This window comes from Streptomyces sp. TRM49041 (assembly GCF_008271805.1).
In the GTDB taxonomy this organism is placed as follows: domain Bacteria; phylum Actinomycetota; class Actinomycetes; order Streptomycetales; family Streptomycetaceae; genus Streptomyces.
Genome location: NZ_VSRY01000171.1, coordinates 144,754 through 162,061, shown reverse-complemented (window position 1 = coordinate 162,061; position 17,308 = coordinate 144,754). Strand labels below are relative to the sequence as shown.

The 17,308-nt window shown below is 73.3% G+C and carries 16 protein-coding genes, 2 tRNA genes and 1 pseudogene; 11 read left to right on the top strand and 8 right to left on the bottom strand.

Annotation, left to right across the window (positions count from 1 at the left end; translation table 11 throughout):
• Positions 1–110: 110 nt before the first annotated feature.
• The gene (locus tag FVS66_RS31965; protein WP_149184742.1) at positions 111–1,280 is read right to left on the bottom strand and encodes a Gfo/Idh/MocA family oxidoreductase; all 1,170 of its coding nucleotides are present in this window, start codon (positions 1,278–1,280) and stop codon (positions 111–113) included.
• A 59-nt stretch (positions 1,281–1,339) separates the two neighbouring features.
• On the opposite strand from FVS66_RS31965, the gene FVS66_RS31960 reads away from it, so the two are divergent.
• The 6 genes and pseudogenes from FVS66_RS31960 to FVS66_RS31935 all read left to right on the top strand — a co-directional run bounded on the left by FVS66_RS31960 (position 1,340) and on the right by FVS66_RS31935 (position 6,226).
• Positions 1,340–2,422, top strand: coding sequence for an ROK family transcriptional regulator (locus FVS66_RS31960; protein WP_149184741.1), 1,083 nt, complete (start codon positions 1,340–1,342; stop codon positions 2,420–2,422).
• Positions 2,423–2,621: 199 nt separating this feature from the next.
• Positions 2,622–3,443: a hypothetical protein gene (locus FVS66_RS31955; RefSeq protein WP_149184740.1), complete on the top strand. Its 822-nt coding sequence runs from the start codon at positions 2,622–2,624 to the stop codon at positions 3,441–3,443.
• A gap of 337 nt (positions 3,444–3,780) precedes the next feature.
• Positions 3,781–4,014, top strand: a pseudogene (locus FVS66_RS31950) (nucleotide pyrophosphatase); the annotation flags it as partial.
• An 85-nt stretch (positions 4,015–4,099) separates the two neighbouring features.
• Positions 4,100–4,879, top strand: coding sequence for an HAD-IIA family hydrolase (locus FVS66_RS31945; RefSeq protein WP_149184739.1), 780 nt, complete (start codon positions 4,100–4,102; stop codon positions 4,877–4,879).
• 114 nt (positions 4,880–4,993) lie between these two features.
• Positions 4,994–5,566 (top strand): hypothetical protein, encoded by a 573-nt coding sequence (locus FVS66_RS31940; protein ID WP_149184738.1) that lies wholly within the window; start codon positions 4,994–4,996, stop codon positions 5,564–5,566.
• A gap of 6 nt (positions 5,567–5,572) precedes the next feature.
• A complete protein-coding gene (locus FVS66_RS31935) occupies positions 5,573–6,226 on the top strand; it encodes a class F sortase (protein ID WP_149184737.1) in 654 nt (217 codons plus the stop codon).
• 248 nt (positions 6,227–6,474) lie between these two features.
• Here FVS66_RS31935 and FVS66_RS31930 read toward each other — a convergent pair.
• Positions 6,475–6,548, bottom strand: a tRNA-Lys gene (locus FVS66_RS31930).
• Positions 6,549–6,716: 168 nt separating this feature from the next.
• Here FVS66_RS31930 and FVS66_RS31925 point away from each other — a divergent pair.
• From FVS66_RS31925 to FVS66_RS31915, 3 genes are all read left to right on the top strand, one after another.
• On the top strand, positions 6,717–8,045 hold the full coding sequence (locus tag FVS66_RS31925; RefSeq protein ID WP_149184736.1) for a peptidoglycan-binding protein: 1,329 nt from the start codon (positions 6,717–6,719) through the stop codon (positions 8,043–8,045).
• A gap of 374 nt (positions 8,046–8,419) precedes the next feature.
• Positions 8,420–10,411, top strand: a complete 1,992-nt coding sequence (locus tag FVS66_RS31920; RefSeq protein ID WP_262387320.1) for an SPFH domain-containing protein — start codon at positions 8,420–8,422, stop codon at positions 10,409–10,411.
• 106 nt (positions 10,412–10,517) lie between these two features.
• Positions 10,518–11,147, top strand: coding sequence for a lytic polysaccharide monooxygenase (locus FVS66_RS31915; protein WP_149184735.1), 630 nt, complete (start codon positions 10,518–10,520; stop codon positions 11,145–11,147).
• A gap of 56 nt (positions 11,148–11,203) precedes the next feature.
• Here FVS66_RS31915 and FVS66_RS31910 read toward each other — a convergent pair.
• The 6 genes from FVS66_RS31910 to ehuB form a co-directional block, all read right to left on the bottom strand.
• Positions 11,204–11,277 (bottom strand) — tRNA-Lys (locus FVS66_RS31910).
• A gap of 51 nt (positions 11,278–11,328) precedes the next feature.
• A complete protein-coding gene (locus tag FVS66_RS31905) occupies positions 11,329–12,087 on the bottom strand; it encodes an IclR family transcriptional regulator C-terminal domain-containing protein (RefSeq protein ID WP_149184734.1) in 759 nt (252 codons plus the stop codon).
• A gap of 166 nt (positions 12,088–12,253) precedes the next feature.
• Positions 12,254–13,006: an ectoine/hydroxyectoine ABC transporter ATP-binding protein EhuA gene (ehuA, locus tag FVS66_RS31900; protein ID WP_149184733.1), complete on the bottom strand. Its 753-nt coding sequence runs from the start codon at positions 13,004–13,006 to the stop codon at positions 12,254–12,256.
• A complete protein-coding gene (gene ehuD, locus FVS66_RS31895) occupies positions 12,996–13,646 on the bottom strand; it encodes an ectoine/hydroxyectoine ABC transporter permease subunit EhuD (protein WP_149184732.1) in 651 nt (216 codons plus the stop codon). Before ehuD ends, ehuA begins: the two co-directional genes overlap by 11 nt.
• On the bottom strand, positions 13,643–14,302 hold the full coding sequence (ehuC, locus tag FVS66_RS31890) for an ectoine/hydroxyectoine ABC transporter permease subunit EhuC (protein ID WP_149184731.1): 660 nt from the start codon (positions 14,300–14,302) through the stop codon (positions 13,643–13,645). Before ehuC ends, ehuD begins: the two co-directional genes overlap by 4 nt.
• Positions 14,299–15,198, bottom strand: coding sequence for an ectoine/hydroxyectoine ABC transporter substrate-binding protein EhuB (gene ehuB, locus FVS66_RS31885; protein ID WP_149184730.1), 900 nt, complete (start codon positions 15,196–15,198; stop codon positions 14,299–14,301). The genes ehuC and ehuB overlap by 4 nt, the downstream gene beginning before the upstream one ends.
• A 68-nt stretch (positions 15,199–15,266) precedes the next feature.
• Here ehuB and FVS66_RS31880 point away from each other — a divergent pair, with 68 nt between their 5' ends.
• Both FVS66_RS31880 and FVS66_RS31875 read left to right on the top strand, forming a co-directional pair.
• Entirely contained in the window at positions 15,267–15,980 is a 714-nt protein-coding gene (locus FVS66_RS31880) for a decarboxylase (RefSeq protein ID WP_149184729.1), read from the top strand.
• A gap of 77 nt (positions 15,981–16,057) precedes the next feature.
• A complete protein-coding gene (locus tag FVS66_RS31875; protein ID WP_149184803.1) occupies positions 16,058–17,203 on the top strand; it encodes an LLM class flavin-dependent oxidoreductase in 1,146 nt (381 codons plus the stop codon).
• The last annotated feature ends 105 nt before the right edge of the window (positions 17,204–17,308 follow it).

The window sequence follows — 17,308 nt, the reverse complement described above, 5'->3', positions numbered from 1 at the left end:
CCGGCGGGCGCAAGGGCTTCGCCGCCCCCTCCCGGTGCGATGGCCGGTGGGCGTCAGGGCGTCGGTGCCTCGCACCGGGAGGCGGGTACCGTCGTCCACCTCCCGGGCCGTCACAGCGTCACCGTCACACCCTCCCGCGCCGACCGCCGCGCCGCCTCCAGTACGTCCAGCGCCGCCGCGGCCTCCTCGGCCGTGACCGGCGGGGCCGTACCGTCCCGCAGGGCGGCCGCGACGGCCGCGTAGTACGCCGGGTAGTCGCCCGGCACCGTGCGCACCGGCCGTCCGCCGCCCGTCACCGGCGACTCGCCCGCGCCGATCCGCCCCCACAGCGACTCGGGCTCCACGCCCCAGTCCTGGCCGGCGGACGGCCGGGCACCCTCCCGCAGGGCGCCCTCCTGCGGGTCGAGGCCGTACTTCACGAACCCGCCCCGCGACCCCAGCACCCGGTACCGCGGCCCCAACTGCGCCGCCGTCGCGCTCACGTACAGATGGGACCGCACCCCGCTCGCGTGCGTCACCGCGATGAACGTGTCGTCGTCCGCCGCCGCGCCCGGCCGCCGTACGTCCGACTCCGCGTACACCCGCACCGCCGGGCCGAACAGCACCAGCGCCTGGTCCACGAGATGGCTGCCCAGGTCGTACAGCAGCCCGCCGATCTCCTCCGGCGCGCCCGACTCCCGCCAGCCGCCCTTCGGCAGCGGCCGCCACCGCTCGAACCGGGACTCGAAGCGCTGTACGTCGCCCAGTTCACCGGCGCGGAGCAGTGCGCTCAGCGTCAGGAAGTCGTTGTCCCAGCGGCGGTTCTGGAACACGGAGAACAGCAGGCCCCGCTCCTCCGCCAGGGTCGCGAGCGCACGCGCCTCGGCCGCCGTACCCGCCACCGGCTTGTCGACCACGACCGGCAGACCGGCCTTCAGGGCGGCCGTCGCGAACGGGACGTGCGTCTTGTTCGGGGACGCGACGACGACCAGGTCCAGCTCGTCCGCCCGTGACCAGAGCTCCTCCGTGGACGCGGCGAGGTGTACGTCCGGGAACTCGGCGCGGGCCTGCCGCCGCCGCTCCTCGTTCGCCGTGACGACCGTGTCGAGCACCATGCCCTCGGTCGCGGCGATCAGCGGGGCGTGGAAGACGGACCCGGCCAGGCCGTAGCCGACGAGTCCGACACGCAGAGAGCCGACGGAGCCGACGGAGCCGGGGGCGCCAGGGGAGCCAGGGGAGCCGGCGGAGCCGGCCGAGCCAGGGGTGTCCGGGGTGTCCGGGGAGTCAGAGCGAGTGGTCATGTCGAGCTACTTAAGCAACGCTGTTGCGTTACCGCAAGCCTCGCCGCCAGAATGCGGGCGTGAACCTCTCCGGCCTCCGCAGCCACAACACCGCGCTCGTACTCGGCCTGCTGCGCGCCGCCGGCGAGGACGGGGTCAGCCGACTGGAGCTCGCCGAGCGCACCGGGCTCACCCCGCAGGCCGTCAGCAAGATCACCGCCCGGCTGCGGGACGAGGGCCTCGCCGCCGACGCCGGGCGCGGCGCGTCCACGGGCGGCAAGCCGCGCACCCTCCTGCGCCTGGTCCCGGGCGCCGCCCATGCCGTGGGCCTGCATCTGGACCGGGACGAGCTGACCGCGGTTCTCGTCGACCTCGCGGGCGTCACCGTCGCCGCGCGCACCCGCCCGCTGGATCTGGGCGCGGGCACCGACGAGGTCCTGGGGGTGGCCGCGACGGAGGTGGCCGCGCTGCGGCGGGACGGCACGCTCATGGGCGTCGGCGTGGCCATGCCGGGGCCGCTCGACCACACCACGGGGGTGACCCACCGGGTGACGGGCTTCCCGGCGTGGGACGGCTTCCCACTGCGCGACGCGCTGCGGGACGCACTGTCCGAGGAGCCGGGCGACGACCTGCCGGTCGCCCTCGACAAGGACACGAACGCGGCGGCGCTGGCCCTGGCGCTGAGGGGCGGGGACCCGGTGCCGCCCGGGCCGTCGTTCGCGTACGTCCACGTGGGTACGGGCCTGGGCGCCGGGCTGGTCCTGGGCGGCGGCCTCCACCGGGGCGCGCGGACCGGCGCGGGCGAGTTCGGGCACCAGACGGTCCAGCTCGACGGCGTGCCGTGCGGGTGCGGGGCGCGCGGCTGCCTGGAGGCCCTGTGCCTGGCCGCCCTGGCCCGCGGCGACCTGGAGGAGGCGGCCAGGGTCCTGGGCGTTGGCGCCGCGAACCTCGCCGGCCTCCTGGACATCGACCGCGTCCTGCTGGGCGGCCGGGCCGTCGCGGCGGCGCCGGAGCCGTTCGTACGGGGCGTGGGCGCCGCCCTCGCGGCCCGCGCCCACCGCGCGGGCGAGCCCGCGGTGCCGGTGGCTCTGGCGACGGGCTCCCCGCACCTGGTCGCGGAGGGCGCCGCGCATCTGGTGCTCGCGCCGCTCTTCGGGCGCTGAGGGGCTCGGGGCGGGAGCGGACCGGGACTAGGCGGGAGCGGACCGGGACTAGGGGCCGGACCGGGGACTGGACCGCTGGGGGAGGCGCCCATTGCGCTGATCGGGCGCAATCGACCGCCGGGCCGGGGCGGCGCCCCGTACCGCGTGGGACATCTGAGAAGACGGAGACGACCGACGGCGAGCAGCAAAGGCCATCCCCATGCGACTGCGCAGCACCGCCGCCCTGGCCGCCGGAGCAGCAGTCTCGACCCTGGTGGTCGTCATGGCACCGGCCCTGGCGCATGCAGCCCGGCCCCACGACGTGACGGTCGCGGGCCGTGAACCCACCTGCGGCGACACGAAGGCCGCCGCCTTCCCGATCCGCACCCGCATCAAGGGCGGCCCGGCGACCTACCGCCCCGGGGCGGCCCCCCAGGTCTGGCACGTCGAACTGACGAACACCACCGCACAACCCTGCCGCAACATCCATCCGGTGATCGTCCTGACGGACCGAGCGGGCACCCTGACCCCCGCCCAGGTCCGCCTGAACTTCTCCACCACGGCCGGAGCCGGTCACCGCCCGGTCCGGATCGAGCACACCGACCAGAACGAGCTCGTCGGCGTACTCGACGACGACACCGACAACGCTTTCGCCGGCTTCACGGTCCCCGCGCGCGGAACCGTCCCCGTCCCCGTCAGCCTGGGTTTCACCGCGGCCGCCCGCCCCGACGAGGTCACCGCCAGAGCGGCGATCGTCCAGCGCAGGGGCGACGACGGCGACTGGGTGGGCGAGTCCGCCGCCTACCGCTTCGCCCTGGCGGTCCCCGACGTCCCCCCGACCCCGAACCCGACCCCGCTCACGCCCACGCCCACGCCCCCGACTCCTCCCCCGACCCCGCCCGGCATCTTCCCCGAAGAACTGGCCAGCACGGGCCGCCGCGCCGCCGCCAACATCGTGCCGCTGACCGCGGCCGCCGGAGCCTCCCTCGCCGTCGGCGCGGCCGCCCTCCTCCTGACCCGCAGACTTCGCCGCCGCCCCTGAGCCTCACGGGCCCGGTCTCACTCGGCGGTACGGAGCAGACGGTCGCCTCCGCTCGCGAGCGCGAGCACACCGAGGTGGACGGCGGCGAGCGCGAGCAGTCCCTCCAGGCCCGGCACCCCAGCCGAGAAGGTCGGCTCCCTGGTCCAGGGTCGTCTTCACCGCGATCAGCCTGCCCCGTCCGGGTCGGCTGACGAGCAGCGGCGACCATGTCCCGGACTCGCACTCGACCGGGTGCAGCGCGGCGGCCGGCGCGGTGACTGCCACCAGCCCGAGGAGGTCCCGCTGTGCTGGGCGCGGCGTACCCGGCGCCGGCCGGGCTGTCGATGAACGTGACGGGGACTTCACCACCCACCACCGCCAGGAGTCCGGCCAGACCGCCCGGGTCCTCGCCTCCTTCAACGGCGGCACCCCCACCCTCGTGCGCGGCTGCACCTCCGACGTGGTCGCCCAGCCCCGGTCGCTGACCCTGGACGTGCCCGCCCGGGCCTCCTCCGTCAGCTTCCGCTTTCACTACACCGGCTCCAACAACTGGTACTGGGTCATCGACGGGGTCGAGATCCGAACATCGTGACTACCCTGGGGGCGTCGCCACAGCGCTGTCGCGGCGCCCCAGCAACGCAGTCGCAGTAGTCATCTGTACGGCAGGAGTCCCGCCCATGGCAGAGCGCAAGCCGATCGAATCCTGGCTGACCGACATGGACGGCGTCCTCATCCACGAGGGCGTTCCGATCCCCGGCGCCGACGCGTTCCTCAAGAAGCTGCGGGACATGGAGAGGCCGTTCCTCGTCCTCACCAACAACTCCATCTACACGCCGCGCGACCTCCACGCCCGCCTGGCCCGCATGGGCCTCGACGTGCCGATCCCCAACATCTGGACGTCCGCGCTCGCCACCGCCCGGTTCCTGGACGCCCAGCGCCCCGGCGGCACCGCGTATGTCATCGGCGAGGCCGGGCTGACCACCGCGCTGCACGACATCGGGTACGTCCTGACCGACCATGAGCCGGACTACGTCGTCCTCGGCGAGACCCGCACATACAGCTTCGAGGCCCTCACCAAGGCGATCCGGCTCATCAACACCGGCGCCCGCTTCATCTGCACCAACCCCGACGAGACCGGCCCGTCCACCGAGGGCCCGCTCCCCGCCACCGGCTCGGTCGCCGCCCTGATCACCAAGGCCACCGGCAAGGAGCCGTACTTCGCCGGCAAGCCCAACCCGCTGATGATGCGGACCGGCCTCAACGCGATCGGCGCCCACTCCGAGACCAGCGCCATGATCGGCGACCGGATGGACACCGATGTGCTGGCGGGGCTGGAGGCCGGCATGGAGACCTTCCTGGTCCTCACCGGCCTGACGACCCCGGCGGACGTCGACCGGTACCCGTTCCGGCCCTCCACGGTCGTCGACTCGATCGCCGATCTGGTGGAACGGGTCTGACGGCCGGAGGGGAGGTCATGGAGGGCTACCGTCCGGTAGTGACCCGGTCGGCCGTCCGCTGCGGATGCGGAGAGCGCCGACAGGAGTGAATCTTCGAGTACGAGGAGGTTCACGATGCGCCCAGGACTGGTTGCTCTCCGTGCCGCGGGCCCGGCCGCCGTGCTCGCGCTCGCCTCGGCCGCCGACGCCGCGTACGCGGACGACCCGGCCGCCGGTGCCGGTGCGCGGATCACCGCCACGGTCACCCCGGCCGCCGCCACGCCCGGCGGCGACGTGGACGTCCGCGTCGAGGGCTGCGACGGCGCGGCCGGGACGGTCCGGTCCGCGGCGTTCGTCGCCGACGCCGAGCTCTCCGGACGTACGGGCGAGGGCGGCCCGCTGCACGGCGACACCACCGTCAAGTCCGGGCTCGCCTCCGGCACGTACCAGGTCACCGTCGTCTGCGGCGGCCGCGACCACCACGACGCCGGCCACGTCCAGGTCTCCCCGACAGCGCCGCCCAGCCCCCACGCACCCGTCCGGGCCGGTGGCGGGGGCGCTGCCCCGCTCGCCGCCGAGGCGCCGAGCGTCGCCGAGCAGGGCCCCGGCACCCGGCACACGGTCATCGGACTGGTCCTCGCCGCGGTCGCCGCCGTGGCCGTCGCCCTGCGGTCCACGCGCCGCCGCCGCGGCCCGGGTACGGACTGACCGGCCATGCCGTCCGGGACCGGTACCGGCCGCCTGTTCATGGGCGTGACATGGGCGCTCCTCCTGGTCCTCATGTGGCTCTGGGGCAAGGAGGTCACCGCCGGGCAGGGCAGCCTGTCCGCCCCCACGACCGGCGACGTGGCCGCCGTCGGCCGCCCCCGCGGTGTACCGCTGCCGCCCCCGCACCGGCCCGTCGAGTCGGCCAGGCCCCAGCGGCTGGAGGTCCCGTCGCTCGGCATCACCGCGCCGGTCGTACCCCGCGGCCTGGAGGAGTCGGGCGCGATCGAGGCGCCGCCGTACGAGATGCCGCAGACCGTCGGCTGGTACGCGGCCGGCACCACACCGGGCGCACGCGGCACCGCACTTCTGGTCGGCCACGCGGACACGGAGTCGAAGCCCGCCGTGTTCCACGGCCTGAGCTCCGTCCGCCCCGGCGCCGTCGTCCACATCGGCCGGGCGGACGGCTCGGTCGCCGAGTTCACCGTCGAGGACGTCCGCGTCTTCTCCCGCCACACCTTCGACGCGCACCTGGCCTACGGCCCCCGAGACCCGTCCCGCGCCGAACTCCGCCTCATCACCTGCGCCGGCACCTTCGACCGCGCGGCCTCCGCGTACTCCGCCAACGTCGTGGTCTCGGCGTACCTGACGGCGGTGCACTGACCACCCCGGCGCGCGCGACCGGGCGCCGTCTCCTGCGACTCCCCCAAGCTCTTCGAGCAGGGGGTGTCCAGGGGGCTGAACTCGTCGGGCGTTCGAGGACGAGCGCCGCACGCCGAGCCGCGTGCGGACCTCCTTGACGGCCGGGCCGTCGCCCTCGTCCGGTACGGCCCTCGGGATGCTCCCCGGAGGCGAGCTGCCGAAAACGACCGAGGCTCCCTCGTCTGTGGCGAGGGAGCCTCGGTATCGCGTGCGCCGCCAGGGACTCGAACCCCGGACCCGCTGATTAAGAGTCAGCTGCTCTAACCAACTGAGCTAGCGGCGCCTGCTGACCTGCACAACTCTACCCGATGCCGGAGAGTGCTCCGGGCCTCCGGGCGGGGTGACCGGCTGGGAAATTTCCACCCCAATGTGCCTGTCGGATGGTCATTTTTCCCTTTCGACCGTCAAAATGCGTTATGTCCATAGATCTTGTCGAGCGTGGAGGGACCGTATGACAGTCCCGGTCTTCGAGGAGTACGAGCCCGCCGCCGACTGTCCCTGCCCCGGCTGCGCCCGGCGGCGGCGCGAGCTCGCGCTCCGGCGGGCCGCACGGGCGGGCGGGCACCCGGCGGCCCACGGCGCCCGCCGGGCGCTTGTGCTGTTCACCACCGCGGGGGTGGTCCTGGGCGGCGGCGCGAGCGCGGCGGGCGGCGCCGTCCACTCGGCGGGCAGGCCGTTCCACCCGGTGGACCCGGCCGGCCGCGACACCGACGACTCCGATACGGACACCCCGCAGGGCGGCACCGCCGGGCTGTACGGCCTCCCGCAGGTGGGGCCGACGGCCGGGCCGATGTCCGTGCCGGCGCTCCCCAAGAGCACCCGCGCGGACATCATCAGCCGGGCGCAGCGGTGGGTCGCCGAGAAGGTCCCGTACTCGATGGAGAAGTACTGGACGGACGGCTACCGGCAGGACTGCTCGGGCTACGTCTCCATGGCGTGGAACCTGCCCGCCAACGAGTGGACCGGCAGCCTCCACCGCTTCGGCGAGAAGATCGCCTGGGCCGAACTCGAGCCGGGCGACATCCTCCTCTTCCACAATGCGGACGATCCGGTCAAGGGCTCACACGTCACGATCTTCGGCGGCTGGACCGACCACCGGCGCACGCACTACATCGCGTACGAGCAGACGAAGCCGCACGCGCGGCGGCAGGCGACGCCCCTGGCGTACTGGAAGAACTCCGACCGCTATGTGGCGTACCGCTATCTGGGCGTGGCCCCGGACAGCACGTCGTCCGGGGGGAACGAGGGCCCGCCGTCGGCCACGGCCTACCCGGGGGCGGGCGCCTTCGGCCCCGGCGCGAACAACCACCACGTCACCCTTCTGGGCCAGATGCTGATCAAGTGGGGCGCCGCCCGCTTCTACAGCAAGAACCCTGGCCCGAAGTGGGACGAGGCGGACCGGAAGGCGACGGAGGCGTTCCAGCGCGCCCAGGGCTGGGAGGGCAGCGAGGCGGACGGGCTGCCGGGCCCGCACACCTGGCGGCTGCTGACCACCGGTAAGGGCAAGGACAACCCGGCTCGCGCGGCGAGCGGATCGGTGACCCCGCCGTTCCCGGGCCGCGCCCACTTCCGGCCGGGCCAGTCCAACGAGTACGTCGAGATGCTGGGCCGCCAGTTGGTGAAGCGCGGCTACGGCAAGCACTACGGCACCGGGCCGACCCCCCGCTGGGGCGAGGCCGACCGGCGCAACGTCCAGGACTTCCAACGGGCCCAGGGCTGGCGCGGCGGCGTCGCGGACGGCTACCCGGGCCCGGAGACATGGAGGCGGCTCTTCCGATGACCCATGAGCACGACGAGCGTGAGGTGGCACCCATGACCACGGCGACGCCGGAGGGCCCGCCCCCGGGCCGACGCGTCCCCTTGATCGGACTCGACACCACGGCCCCGATCCCGACGCACCTACTCTTCCGCGCGGCCCCGGAACCCTCACCGGGCGACACCCCCTTGCCGCAGACGACTTCGAGCCCGGCATCCCGCCGGGAGGGCGTGTCGGCGGCGCCCCGCCCGCAGGACCCGGCTACGACCCCCTGGCCCGACGGCCCGGCTGCGACGTCCCGGTGGCAGGACCCGGCTGCGGCGCCCCGGTGGGAGGACCCGGCTACGCCGTCTTGGCACGACGGATCGACTGCGGCGTCCCGCGCGGAGGGTCCGGACATGGCGTCCCGCGCGGAGGGTCCGGTCATGGCGTCCCGCCCCGACGGCCAGGCTGCCCTGTCCCGCCCGGAGGGTCTGGCCGCAGAGTCCCGGTCTGACGGCCCGTTCGCTGCGCCCTACCGGGAGGAACGGGCTGCGGCACCCTGCCCGGAGGCCACGGCGACGGCGTCCCGCCGCCAGGCCACGGCGACGGTGTCCCGCCCCGAGGGTCCCGCCCCGGACCACGACCCCGTCCGGGCGGCGCATCCGACGGGTGGGTACGCCACCTCGGCCACGCCCACCGGAGGCGCGAACGGTACGGCCGCCCCGGCCGCGGCGGCCGCCCCGGCCGGGCCCGCCATGGACGGCGCGGTGGCCCCGACGCGCCCGGGTGCCGCGACCGTCCCGGCAGCTTCGGGCGCTGGTGCGGCTCCGGTGGCCGCGGCCGGTTCATGCGCCGGGCCCGCCACGGAGGGCGCGGTGGCTCCGACGGGCCCGGGCGCCGTGGCGCCCCCGACGGCTCCGGTGGGCCCCGCCGCCGCACACGCCCCGGGTGGCCCCGGAGCCGCGGGCGACCGGTCCGCCGCGGGCGCCCCCGGTGACCCGGCAGGTCCGTCGGTCGGCGCGGGGCCGCCCGGACGGCTCGGAGCCGTCGCGGCGCCGCCCGCCACGGCGAAGCTCTCGGTCCTGGCCGAGTCGGGCGCTTCGGAGCGGGTGCCCGAACGCTCGGCCTCTTCGGACGGTTCGGCCGGGCAGGGCCGTGCCGGCGAGGGGCCCTCCGCCGAGAGGCCCTCCGCCGAGGGGTCTGCGAAGGGACTGCCGGATGTCGACGTGGCGCCCCTGACGGAGGCCGTGAAGCCGGCTGTCCGGGAGGGCACGGCCGGTCAGGTCCTTATGGACAAGGCGCCGTCGGCCGAGCGGCCCGCCGGGTCCCACCCGGACGGGGGCGACGCGGCGGCGCTGTGCGATCCGGGGGCGACCATGCTGCTGGGGGCAGTCGGGGAGGTCCTGCCGGGGCCTGCCGGGGGGACCCGGCGGGGCACCGGACGGGGAAAGGGCGGGCGGCACGCCGGGGTGCCGGCCGGACGACGGCCCGCGCCCAGCGCCGAACCGCGGCTCGCCGAGCGGCCCGGCGCGGTCCTGCCCGGATGGGTGGGCGTGCTGGCCGGCCTCCTCGCGGTGGCCGTGTGCGTGGTGGTGGTGTGGTGGTCGGGCGCCGTGCCCGAGTCGGCGGGGCGTGCCCTGGGCCTGCCGTTCCACCCGTGGCGGGGCCTGGCCATCGGCCCGTCCGTGCTGTTGGCCGTCGGGGTGCTGCTCGCGCTGTTCGCGTTCGGTGGGCTGGTACGCGGCCGAGTCGGGCACGCCTGGGTGCTCACCCTCTTCGGCGACTACCGCGGCACCGTCCGCCGCACCGGACTGGTCTGGGTGAGCCCGCTCCTGCTCCGCCGCCGCATCGACGTACGCCTCCGCCACTGGCGCAGCGAACCGCTCCCCGCGGTCGACGCGAACGGCACGGCCCTGCGGGTCGTCGTCCTGGTGGTGTGGCGGATCCGCGACACGGTACGGGCCGCCCTCACGGTGGCGGACCACGAGCAGTACCTCCGCGAACAGGTCGAGGCCGCCCTCGCCCGCGTACTCTCCCAGCTCCCGGCCGACGCGTTCCAGGGCGGCACGCCCACCCTCCGGGACGCCGAGTCGGTGGGCGAGGCGCTGACCCGGATGCTGGCCACCGAGTGCGCCCCGGTCGGTGTCGAGATCTTCTCGGCGCAGCCGACCCGTATCGACTACGCCCCGGAGATCGCGGCGGCGATGCGCCGCCGCCGGATCGCGGCGATCGACGCCGAGCACCGCGACGCCGTCCTCACCTCCGTCGTGGACGCCGTGGACGACATGGTCCACCGGCTGACCACGCGTGGTCTGGTCGACCTCGACGACTATGAGCGCAAGGCCCTGGTGAAGGACCTGACCGTCGCCTTCTACACCGGTCACGCCCCACCCGCCGAAGGTGCGTGATTGGTATGGACATGACTGATTCCCCTCCGTAAATTGGGGGTTGGTCCAGACCAGAGCCCCATCTCCTCGCGCGCGCGTTCCCCCACCTCCACCCCGGAGCCGCAGCATGCGACAGAAGAGACAGCAGAGGCAGAAGAGACAGAAGAGACAGAAGATACGTACCGCGCTCGTCGTCGCCCTCGGCGTCGCCGGCGCCTCGCTCCTCGCCACCGGCACCGCCGGCAGCCACGGCTACACCGACGCGCCCATCAGCCGCCAGAAGCTCTGCGCCAACGGCACCGTCACGAACTGCGGGTCCATCCAGTGGGAGCCGCAGTCCGTGGAGGGCCCGAAGGGCTTCCCGTCCGGCGGCCCCGCCGACGGCACCATCTGTGCGGGCGGCAACAGCAGGTTCGCCCAGCTCGACGACCCCCGGGGCGGCGGCTGGCCGGCGACCCGGCTGTCGAGCGGGCAGAGCTACACCTTCCGCTGGCAGTTCACCGCCCCGCACCGCACCACGGACTTCCGGTACTACATCACCCGCGACGGCTGGGACGCCTCCAGGCCGCTGACCCGCGCGGCCCTCGACCCCCGGCCCTTCCTGACCGTGCCCTACAACGGCCGGCAGCCGCCGTACACCTTCTCGCACCAGGGGAGGATTCCGAGCGGTAAGACGGGCCGGCATCTGATCCTCGCCGTCTGGACGGTCCACGACACGGCCAACGCGTTCTACGCCTGCTCGGACGTCAGGTTCTGACCGGCAGGGCGCAGCAAGAAGGCCCCTCGCTCTCGCGAGGGGCCTTCTTTCGTCTGTGCGCCGCCAGGGACTCGAACCCCGGACCCGCTGATTAAGAGTCAGCTGCTCTAACCAACTGAGCTAGCGGCGCCCGCTGACGGATTTAATACTACCTGGTCCTCGGGGGTGCTTCTGACGGCCCTCACAGCGCCAGCGACAGCACCACCGGAGCCGCCCTCCGGTTCAGCGTGTCCGCCGCCGAGCGCAGCCGGTGGGCGTGCTCGATCGGGAGCGACAGCGCCAGGCAGCCGACCGACGACCCGGCGGTCAGCGGCACGGCCGCGCGCACCGTGCCCACGGCGTACTCCTGGAGGTCCAGTACCGGGACCGTCGGCGGCTGGCTGTCCAGCTTGGAGAACAGCACCCGCTCACTCGTGATCGTCCGCGACGTCAGCCGGGCGATCCTGTGGCGGGACAGATGGTCCCGCCGGCCGTTCTGGTCCAGCTGGGTCAGCAGGCACTTGCCGACCGCGCTGGCGTGCGCGGCCGAACGGAAGTCCACCCACTCGTTGACCTTCGGCGTGTGCGGCCCGTCCGCCATCTGTGTGATCTTGACCTCGCCGTCGATGTACCGGCTGATGTACACGGCGGCGCCGACCGAGTCGCGCAGCTCCGTGAGCGTCTCCTGGAGTTTGGCTTCCAGGGCTTCGCGGCGCGTGGCGCCCGAGCCCAGCAGGACGAGCGAGTCACCCACGACATACGCGCCGTCGGCGACCTGCTCCACGTACCCCTCACGGCGCAGCATCCGCAGCAGTGGGGTCAGATGTGCGGTCGGCAGCCCGGTCTCTCGCGCGATCTGGACGTCGGTGACCCCGCCGCCGTGCCGGGACACCGTTTCCAGGACGCGCAGGGCGTACTGCACCGAATGGAACGGCGCGGTCGGCTCAGGCTTCAGCGCCACGGTTTCCCCCTACCAGGTTGTGACCGCAAGCTTCCGTACCACGATAGCCGCCAAGGGCCGGTTACGGGCCACCCGTTGACAAGAATGCGCCGCGCCCCAGGCGCATACGCTGGGGCGCGACCGATCGGCATATGCCATGGGTACCACAGGGGTGAGTAACGCGAGGTCAGAGCACCGCGCCCAGGAACTCGCGCGTACGTTCGTGCTCCGGTTCCGAGAAGATTTTCTCCGGTGAACCGGCCTCGATCACCCGTCCGGAGTCGAACATGAGCACCTCGTCCGAGATGTCCCTGGCGAAATTCATCTCATGGGTGACACAGAGCATGGTGATGTCCGTGCTCCGCGCGATGTCCCGCAGCAGGTCCAGCACTCCGGCCACCAGCTCGGGGTCGAGCGCCGACGTCACCTCGTCGAGCAGCAGCACCTTCGGCCGCATGGCCAGGGCCCGGGCGATGGCCACCCGCTGCTGCTGACCGCCGGACAGCTGCGACGGCCGGGCACTCGCCTTCTCGGTGAGCCCGACCAGGTCGAGCAGGCCGCGGGCGCGCTCCTCCGCCTCCTCCCGGCCGAGGCCCAGCACCCGCACCGGCGCCTCGGTGAGGTTGCGCAGCACGGACATGTTGGGGAAGAGGTTGAACTGCTGGAAGACCATCCCGATCTGCTTGCGCACCTCGCGCCGCTGCTTCTCGTCGGCCGGGAACAGCTGTGCCCCGTTGACGTCGATCCTTCCTCTGTCCGGCCTCTCCAGCGTCATGAGCATTCGCAGGATCGTCGTCTTTCCGGAGCCGGACGGCCCGATCAGCGTGACGTGCTTGCCCGCGTCGACCGAGAAGGACAGGTCGTCCAGGACGGTGTTCTCGCCGAAGCGCTTGCTCACGCCGTCGAAGCGGATGAGTTCGGTGGACTGGTCAGTGGACAAGGCGGCGCTCCAGGGCTCGTACGAGAAGGGAAGCCGGGTAGGCGATGAGGATGAAGGCGACACCGACGACGGTGAGCGGCTCGGTGTACTGGAAGGTGGTGGCGCTCTCCAGCCGCGCCTGCTGGAGCATCTCCAGCACGCTGATCGCGGCCAGCAGCGGCGTGTCCTTCAGCATCGCGATGACGTAGTTGCCGAGCGCGGGCGCTATGCGGCGTAGCGCCTGCGGCAGGATCACCGCGAACCAGGTGCGGTGGGCCGGCAGGCTGAGCGCCGTCGCCGCCTCCCACTGCCCGGCCGGCACGGCGTCGATACCCGCCCGGTAGACCTGGGCGGTGTACGTCGAGTAGTGCAGCCCGATCGCGATCGTGCCGGTGGTGAGCGCGGAGAACTGCACACCCCACTCCGGCAGCACGAAGAACAGGAAGAACAGCTGTACCAGCAGCGGGGTGTTGCGGATGAACTCGGTGAGGGCGTGCACCGGCCAGCGCACCAGCCGGCTGGGCGCGCGGAACGCGGCCGCCCACACCAGCCCCAGCGTGAACGAGATCAGCGAGCCGAGGACGAGGATCTGCAGGGTCACCAGCAGCCCGTCGGCGAAGCGCGGCATGAAGTCCGCTACGGCGGACCAGTCCCAGTTCACTTGACGACCACCCCAAGGTTCGCCTTCGTCTTCCGTTCCAGCGCCTTCATGGAGCGCGTGATGCCGAACGCGATGACGAAGTAGATGACGAGCACGAGCGTGTAGATCTGGGCGCTCTCCTGGGTGGCCAGCCGCACCAGGTACGCCGCGAACGACACGTCGCCGACGCCGAGCAGCGACACCAGGGCCGTGCCCTTGAGCAGCTCGACGAGCAGGTTGCAGAAGGACGGGAGCATCTCCGGCACCGCCTGCGGCAGCAGCACCAGCCGCATCCGCTGCCAGGGTGTGAAGCTCAGCGCGATCGCCGCCTCCCGCTGCGCCGGGGCGACCGCGTTGAGGCCGCCGCGTACGACCTCGGCCCCGTACGCCCCGTACGACAGGCCGAGCGCGAGGACCGCCGCCCACACGGGCACCAGCTGCCAGCCGAGCAGCGGCGGCACCACGAAGAACAGCCAGAACATCAGCACCAGGGCCGAGACGCCGCGGAAGATCTCCGTGTACGCGGTGGCGAGGAACCGTACGAACCGGGAGCGGTGCGTACGGGCCATGCCGACGGCGAACGCGACGAACGCGCCCAGCGCCGCGCTGTAGACCAGCAGCTGGATGGTGATCCAGATGCCGGGCAGCACCCAGTTCTGCCAGAGTCCTGCGGTCATCGGCACAGCTCCTCGGCGGTCAGGGTGGTCATCTCGGACTCCGTGAACCCGAAGCGCCGCAGGATCCGGAAGAGCTCGCCGCTCTTCTTCATCCGGAGGATCTCGGCGTTGAAGGCGTCGCGCAGGTCCTGGTCGGTGCGGCGGAACGCGAACCCGCCGCCGTCGATCTGCTTCTCCCCGTCCACGACGGCCGCGAACGCCTCGGTGGCCTCGGCCTTGGTGCTCTTCTTCACCACTTCGCGCGCGGTGAGGGCGGTCCCGGCGAAGACGTCCACACGGCCGGACTCGACGGCGTTCAGTCCGGCCACCTGGTCCTGAAGAATGACGATGTCCTTCTCGGGGTACCCGGCCGCCACCGCGTAGCCGATCTCCGCGTACCCGGCGCCGGTGGCGAGACGTGCCTTCCCGGCCACCACGTCCTCGTACGAGCGCAGCCCCAGCGGGTTGCCCTTGCGCACGATGAAGGAGTCGAGCATCTGGTACTCGGGGTCCGAGAACAGCACCTGCCGGCACCGTTCCTTCTTGATGTACATGCCTGCGGACACGACATCGAACTGCTGGGAGTTGAGGCCCGGGATGAGTGAGCCGAAGTCGGTGGCGACCGGCTGGACGCGGTCGATGCCGAGCCGCTTGAAGACCACCTTGGCGAGCTCGGGAGCCTCGCCCGTGAACGCCCCCTGTTCGTCGACGTATCCATAGGGCACCTCACCGGCGATGCCGAGCCGTACGGTGCCCTGCGTCTTCAGCCGCGCGAGGGCGTCACCGGACGCCACACGGGCGCAGCCGGCGGTACCGAGGGCGCCCGACACGCCGACCGCGGCCGTGCCGAGCAGCAATGAGCGTCTTCTTATGGATCCTGATTCCCTGTTGTCTCTGCGACGAGGTGTACGAGCCATGGGCGCGCGGCTACCCGGACCGCTGCGGGGTTATGCGTAATCGGCGCCTTGAGGACAGGAGGCTGGCCATGACCACCGTCGGACTTCTCCGCCCGGAGAGCCACGCGGAGGACGACTACCGCCGCATCGAGACCCTGCTCGACAGCGACATCCGGGTCGATTCCGTCGCGTACGCGGGCCCCGGCGAGGCCCCGGAGCGGCTCGCGGCCGGGGCGGAGCAACTGCGGCTGGCCGGGGCGGAGGCGGTGGTGTGGGCGTCGGCCGGGGCGTCGTTCGTGCAGGGCTGGGAGGCGGCGCACGAGCAGGCCCGTTCCCTGGCGCTGGCGGCCGGGCTCCCGGCGTCCAGTACGTCCATCGGCTTCGCGCACGCGGTACGGGCTGTGGGCGCCACGCGGGTGGCGGTGGCCGGCACGTATCCGGAGGACATCACGGAGGGGTTCTCCCGCTTCCTGGAGGCGGCGGGGATCGAGGTGCTGGGACCGCGGCGGGCGTTCCAGGCGCTGCCGCTGCCGGAGCTGGTACGGGTCGCGGACGACACGCGCGCGGAGGCGGTGCTCGTCCCGGACACGGCCCTGGCGACGGTCGCGGACCTGATGGAGGCGGAGGCGGCGGTCGGCAAGCCGGTGCTGACCGGGACTCAGGTCACGGTGTGGGAGGGGCTGCGGCTCGCCGAGCGGCGCGGGGCGTGGGCGGAGGAGCTGGGCAGGCTGTTCGCCCGGACGGAGCCGCGGGAGGTGTGGGAGCCGGGAGACACGGGTGAGCCGGGGGAGGTGCGGGAATAACCGGACGGTCCCTCCTGTTGGGTCCGGCGTACTGACGTCATGTGCGGGAGGGCCCACCGGTGAGCGACGACGAGGCGATGCGAGGAACGGCGACCGGCGGGTCGCCGACACGCGCCGCGGCCGAGGACGACTCCGCGATACGCGGCACGGCGAGCGGGACCGCGCCCGTGCCCCTGTCCGTACTGGACCTGGTCACCGTCGGCGGCGGCTCCACCGCCACCCGGTCCCTGTCCACCAGCGTGGAGCTCGCCCGGCTCGCCGAGCGCCGCGGCTACCACCGCCACTGGGTCGCCGAACACCACTCCATGCCCGGCGTCGCCTCCTCGTCCCCGGCCGTGATCCTCGCCCATCTCGCCGCCCACACCACCCGCATCCGGCTCGGCTCGGGCGGCGTCATGCTGCCGAACCACGCGCCCCTCGTCGTCGCCGAGCAGTTCGGCACCCTGGAGGCCATGGCCCCGGGCCGTATCGACCTGGGCCTCGGCCGCGCCCCCGGCACGGACGGGCGCACGGCCGCCGCGCTGCGCCGCACCGACAGCCCGGCGGAGGGCGCCGACGAATTCCCGCAGCAGCTGGCCGAGCTGGTCCGGTTCCTGGACGACGACTTCCCCGACGGGCACCCGTACGCCCGTATCCACGCCGTCCCCGGGCCGGTGCAGGGCCCCGTGGGGCGCCCGCCGGTGTGGCTGCTCGGCTCCTCCGGTTTCAGCGCCCGGCTGGCCGGCGCGCTGGGCCTGCCGTTCGCCTTCGCCCACCACTTCTCGGCCCGCAACACCATCCCGGCGCTCGACCTGTACCGTGCCTCCTTCCGCCCGTCGGCGCTGCTCGACGCCCCGTACGCCCTGATCGGCGTCTCCGCGCTGGCCGCGGACGACGCGCGCGAGGCACGGCGCCAGGCGCTGACGGGCGCGCTGTCGATGGTGCGGCTGCGCGCCGGCCGCCCCGGGCTGATCCCGACACCGGAGGAGGCCGCGGCGTACCCGTTCGGCCCCGTCGAGCGGGACTTCGTGGACGGCTGGCTCGCCGACGTCGTCCACGGCACCCCGGACGAGGTGCGGGCGGGCCTGGACGACCTGTGGAAGCGGACGGGCGCCGACGAGCTGATGATCACGGCGAACGTACACGGATCCGAGGCGCGGCTGCGCTCGTACGAACTGATCGCGGACGCGTACGGGATGGCGACGGCTGGTTCTTCCTCGGGAAGCGGCGCCGAAGGTTCCTAAGGCAGTCTTGAACCGCTCGTCACCGGTGGTGGCGAGCGGTTCTTCGCTCTGTCGGCGGGCTTCTGACGACGCCCAGGGACCCGACGCCCACGCCCCCGACTCCGA

Coding starts and splice junctions, on each gene's coding strand:
- FVS66_RS31965 (WP_149184742.1), bottom strand. CDS start 1,280: ATGACCACTCGCTCTGACTCCCCGGACACCCCGGACACCCCTGGCTCG.
- FVS66_RS31955 (WP_149184740.1), top strand. CDS start 2,622: ATGCGACTGCGCAGCACCGCCGCCCTGGCCGCCGGAGCAGCAGTCTCG.
- FVS66_RS31945 (WP_149184739.1), top strand. CDS start 4,100: ATGGCAGAGCGCAAGCCGATCGAATCCTGGCTGACCGACATGGACGGC.
- FVS66_RS31940 (WP_149184738.1), top strand. CDS start 4,994: ATGCGCCCAGGACTGGTTGCTCTCCGTGCCGCGGGCCCGGCCGCCGTG.
- FVS66_RS31935 (WP_149184737.1), top strand. CDS start 5,573: ATGCCGTCCGGGACCGGTACCGGCCGCCTGTTCATGGGCGTGACATGG.
- FVS66_RS31925 (WP_149184736.1), top strand. CDS start 6,717: ATGACAGTCCCGGTCTTCGAGGAGTACGAGCCCGCCGCCGACTGTCCC.
- FVS66_RS31920 (WP_262387320.1), top strand. CDS start 8,420: ATGGCGTCCCGCGCGGAGGGTCCGGTCATGGCGTCCCGCCCCGACGGC.
- FVS66_RS31915 (WP_149184735.1), top strand. CDS start 10,518: ATGCGACAGAAGAGACAGCAGAGGCAGAAGAGACAGAAGAGACAGAAG.
- ehuC (WP_149184731.1), bottom strand. CDS start 14,302: ATGACCGCAGGACTCTGGCAGAACTGGGTGCTGCCCGGCATCTGGATC.
- ehuB (WP_149184730.1), bottom strand. CDS start 15,198: ATGGCTCGTACACCTCGTCGCAGAGACAACAGGGAATCAGGATCCATA.
- FVS66_RS31880 (WP_149184729.1), top strand. CDS start 15,267: ATGACCACCGTCGGACTTCTCCGCCCGGAGAGCCACGCGGAGGACGAC.
- FVS66_RS31875 (WP_149184803.1), top strand. CDS start 16,058: ATGCGAGGAACGGCGACCGGCGGGTCGCCGACACGCGCCGCGGCCGAG.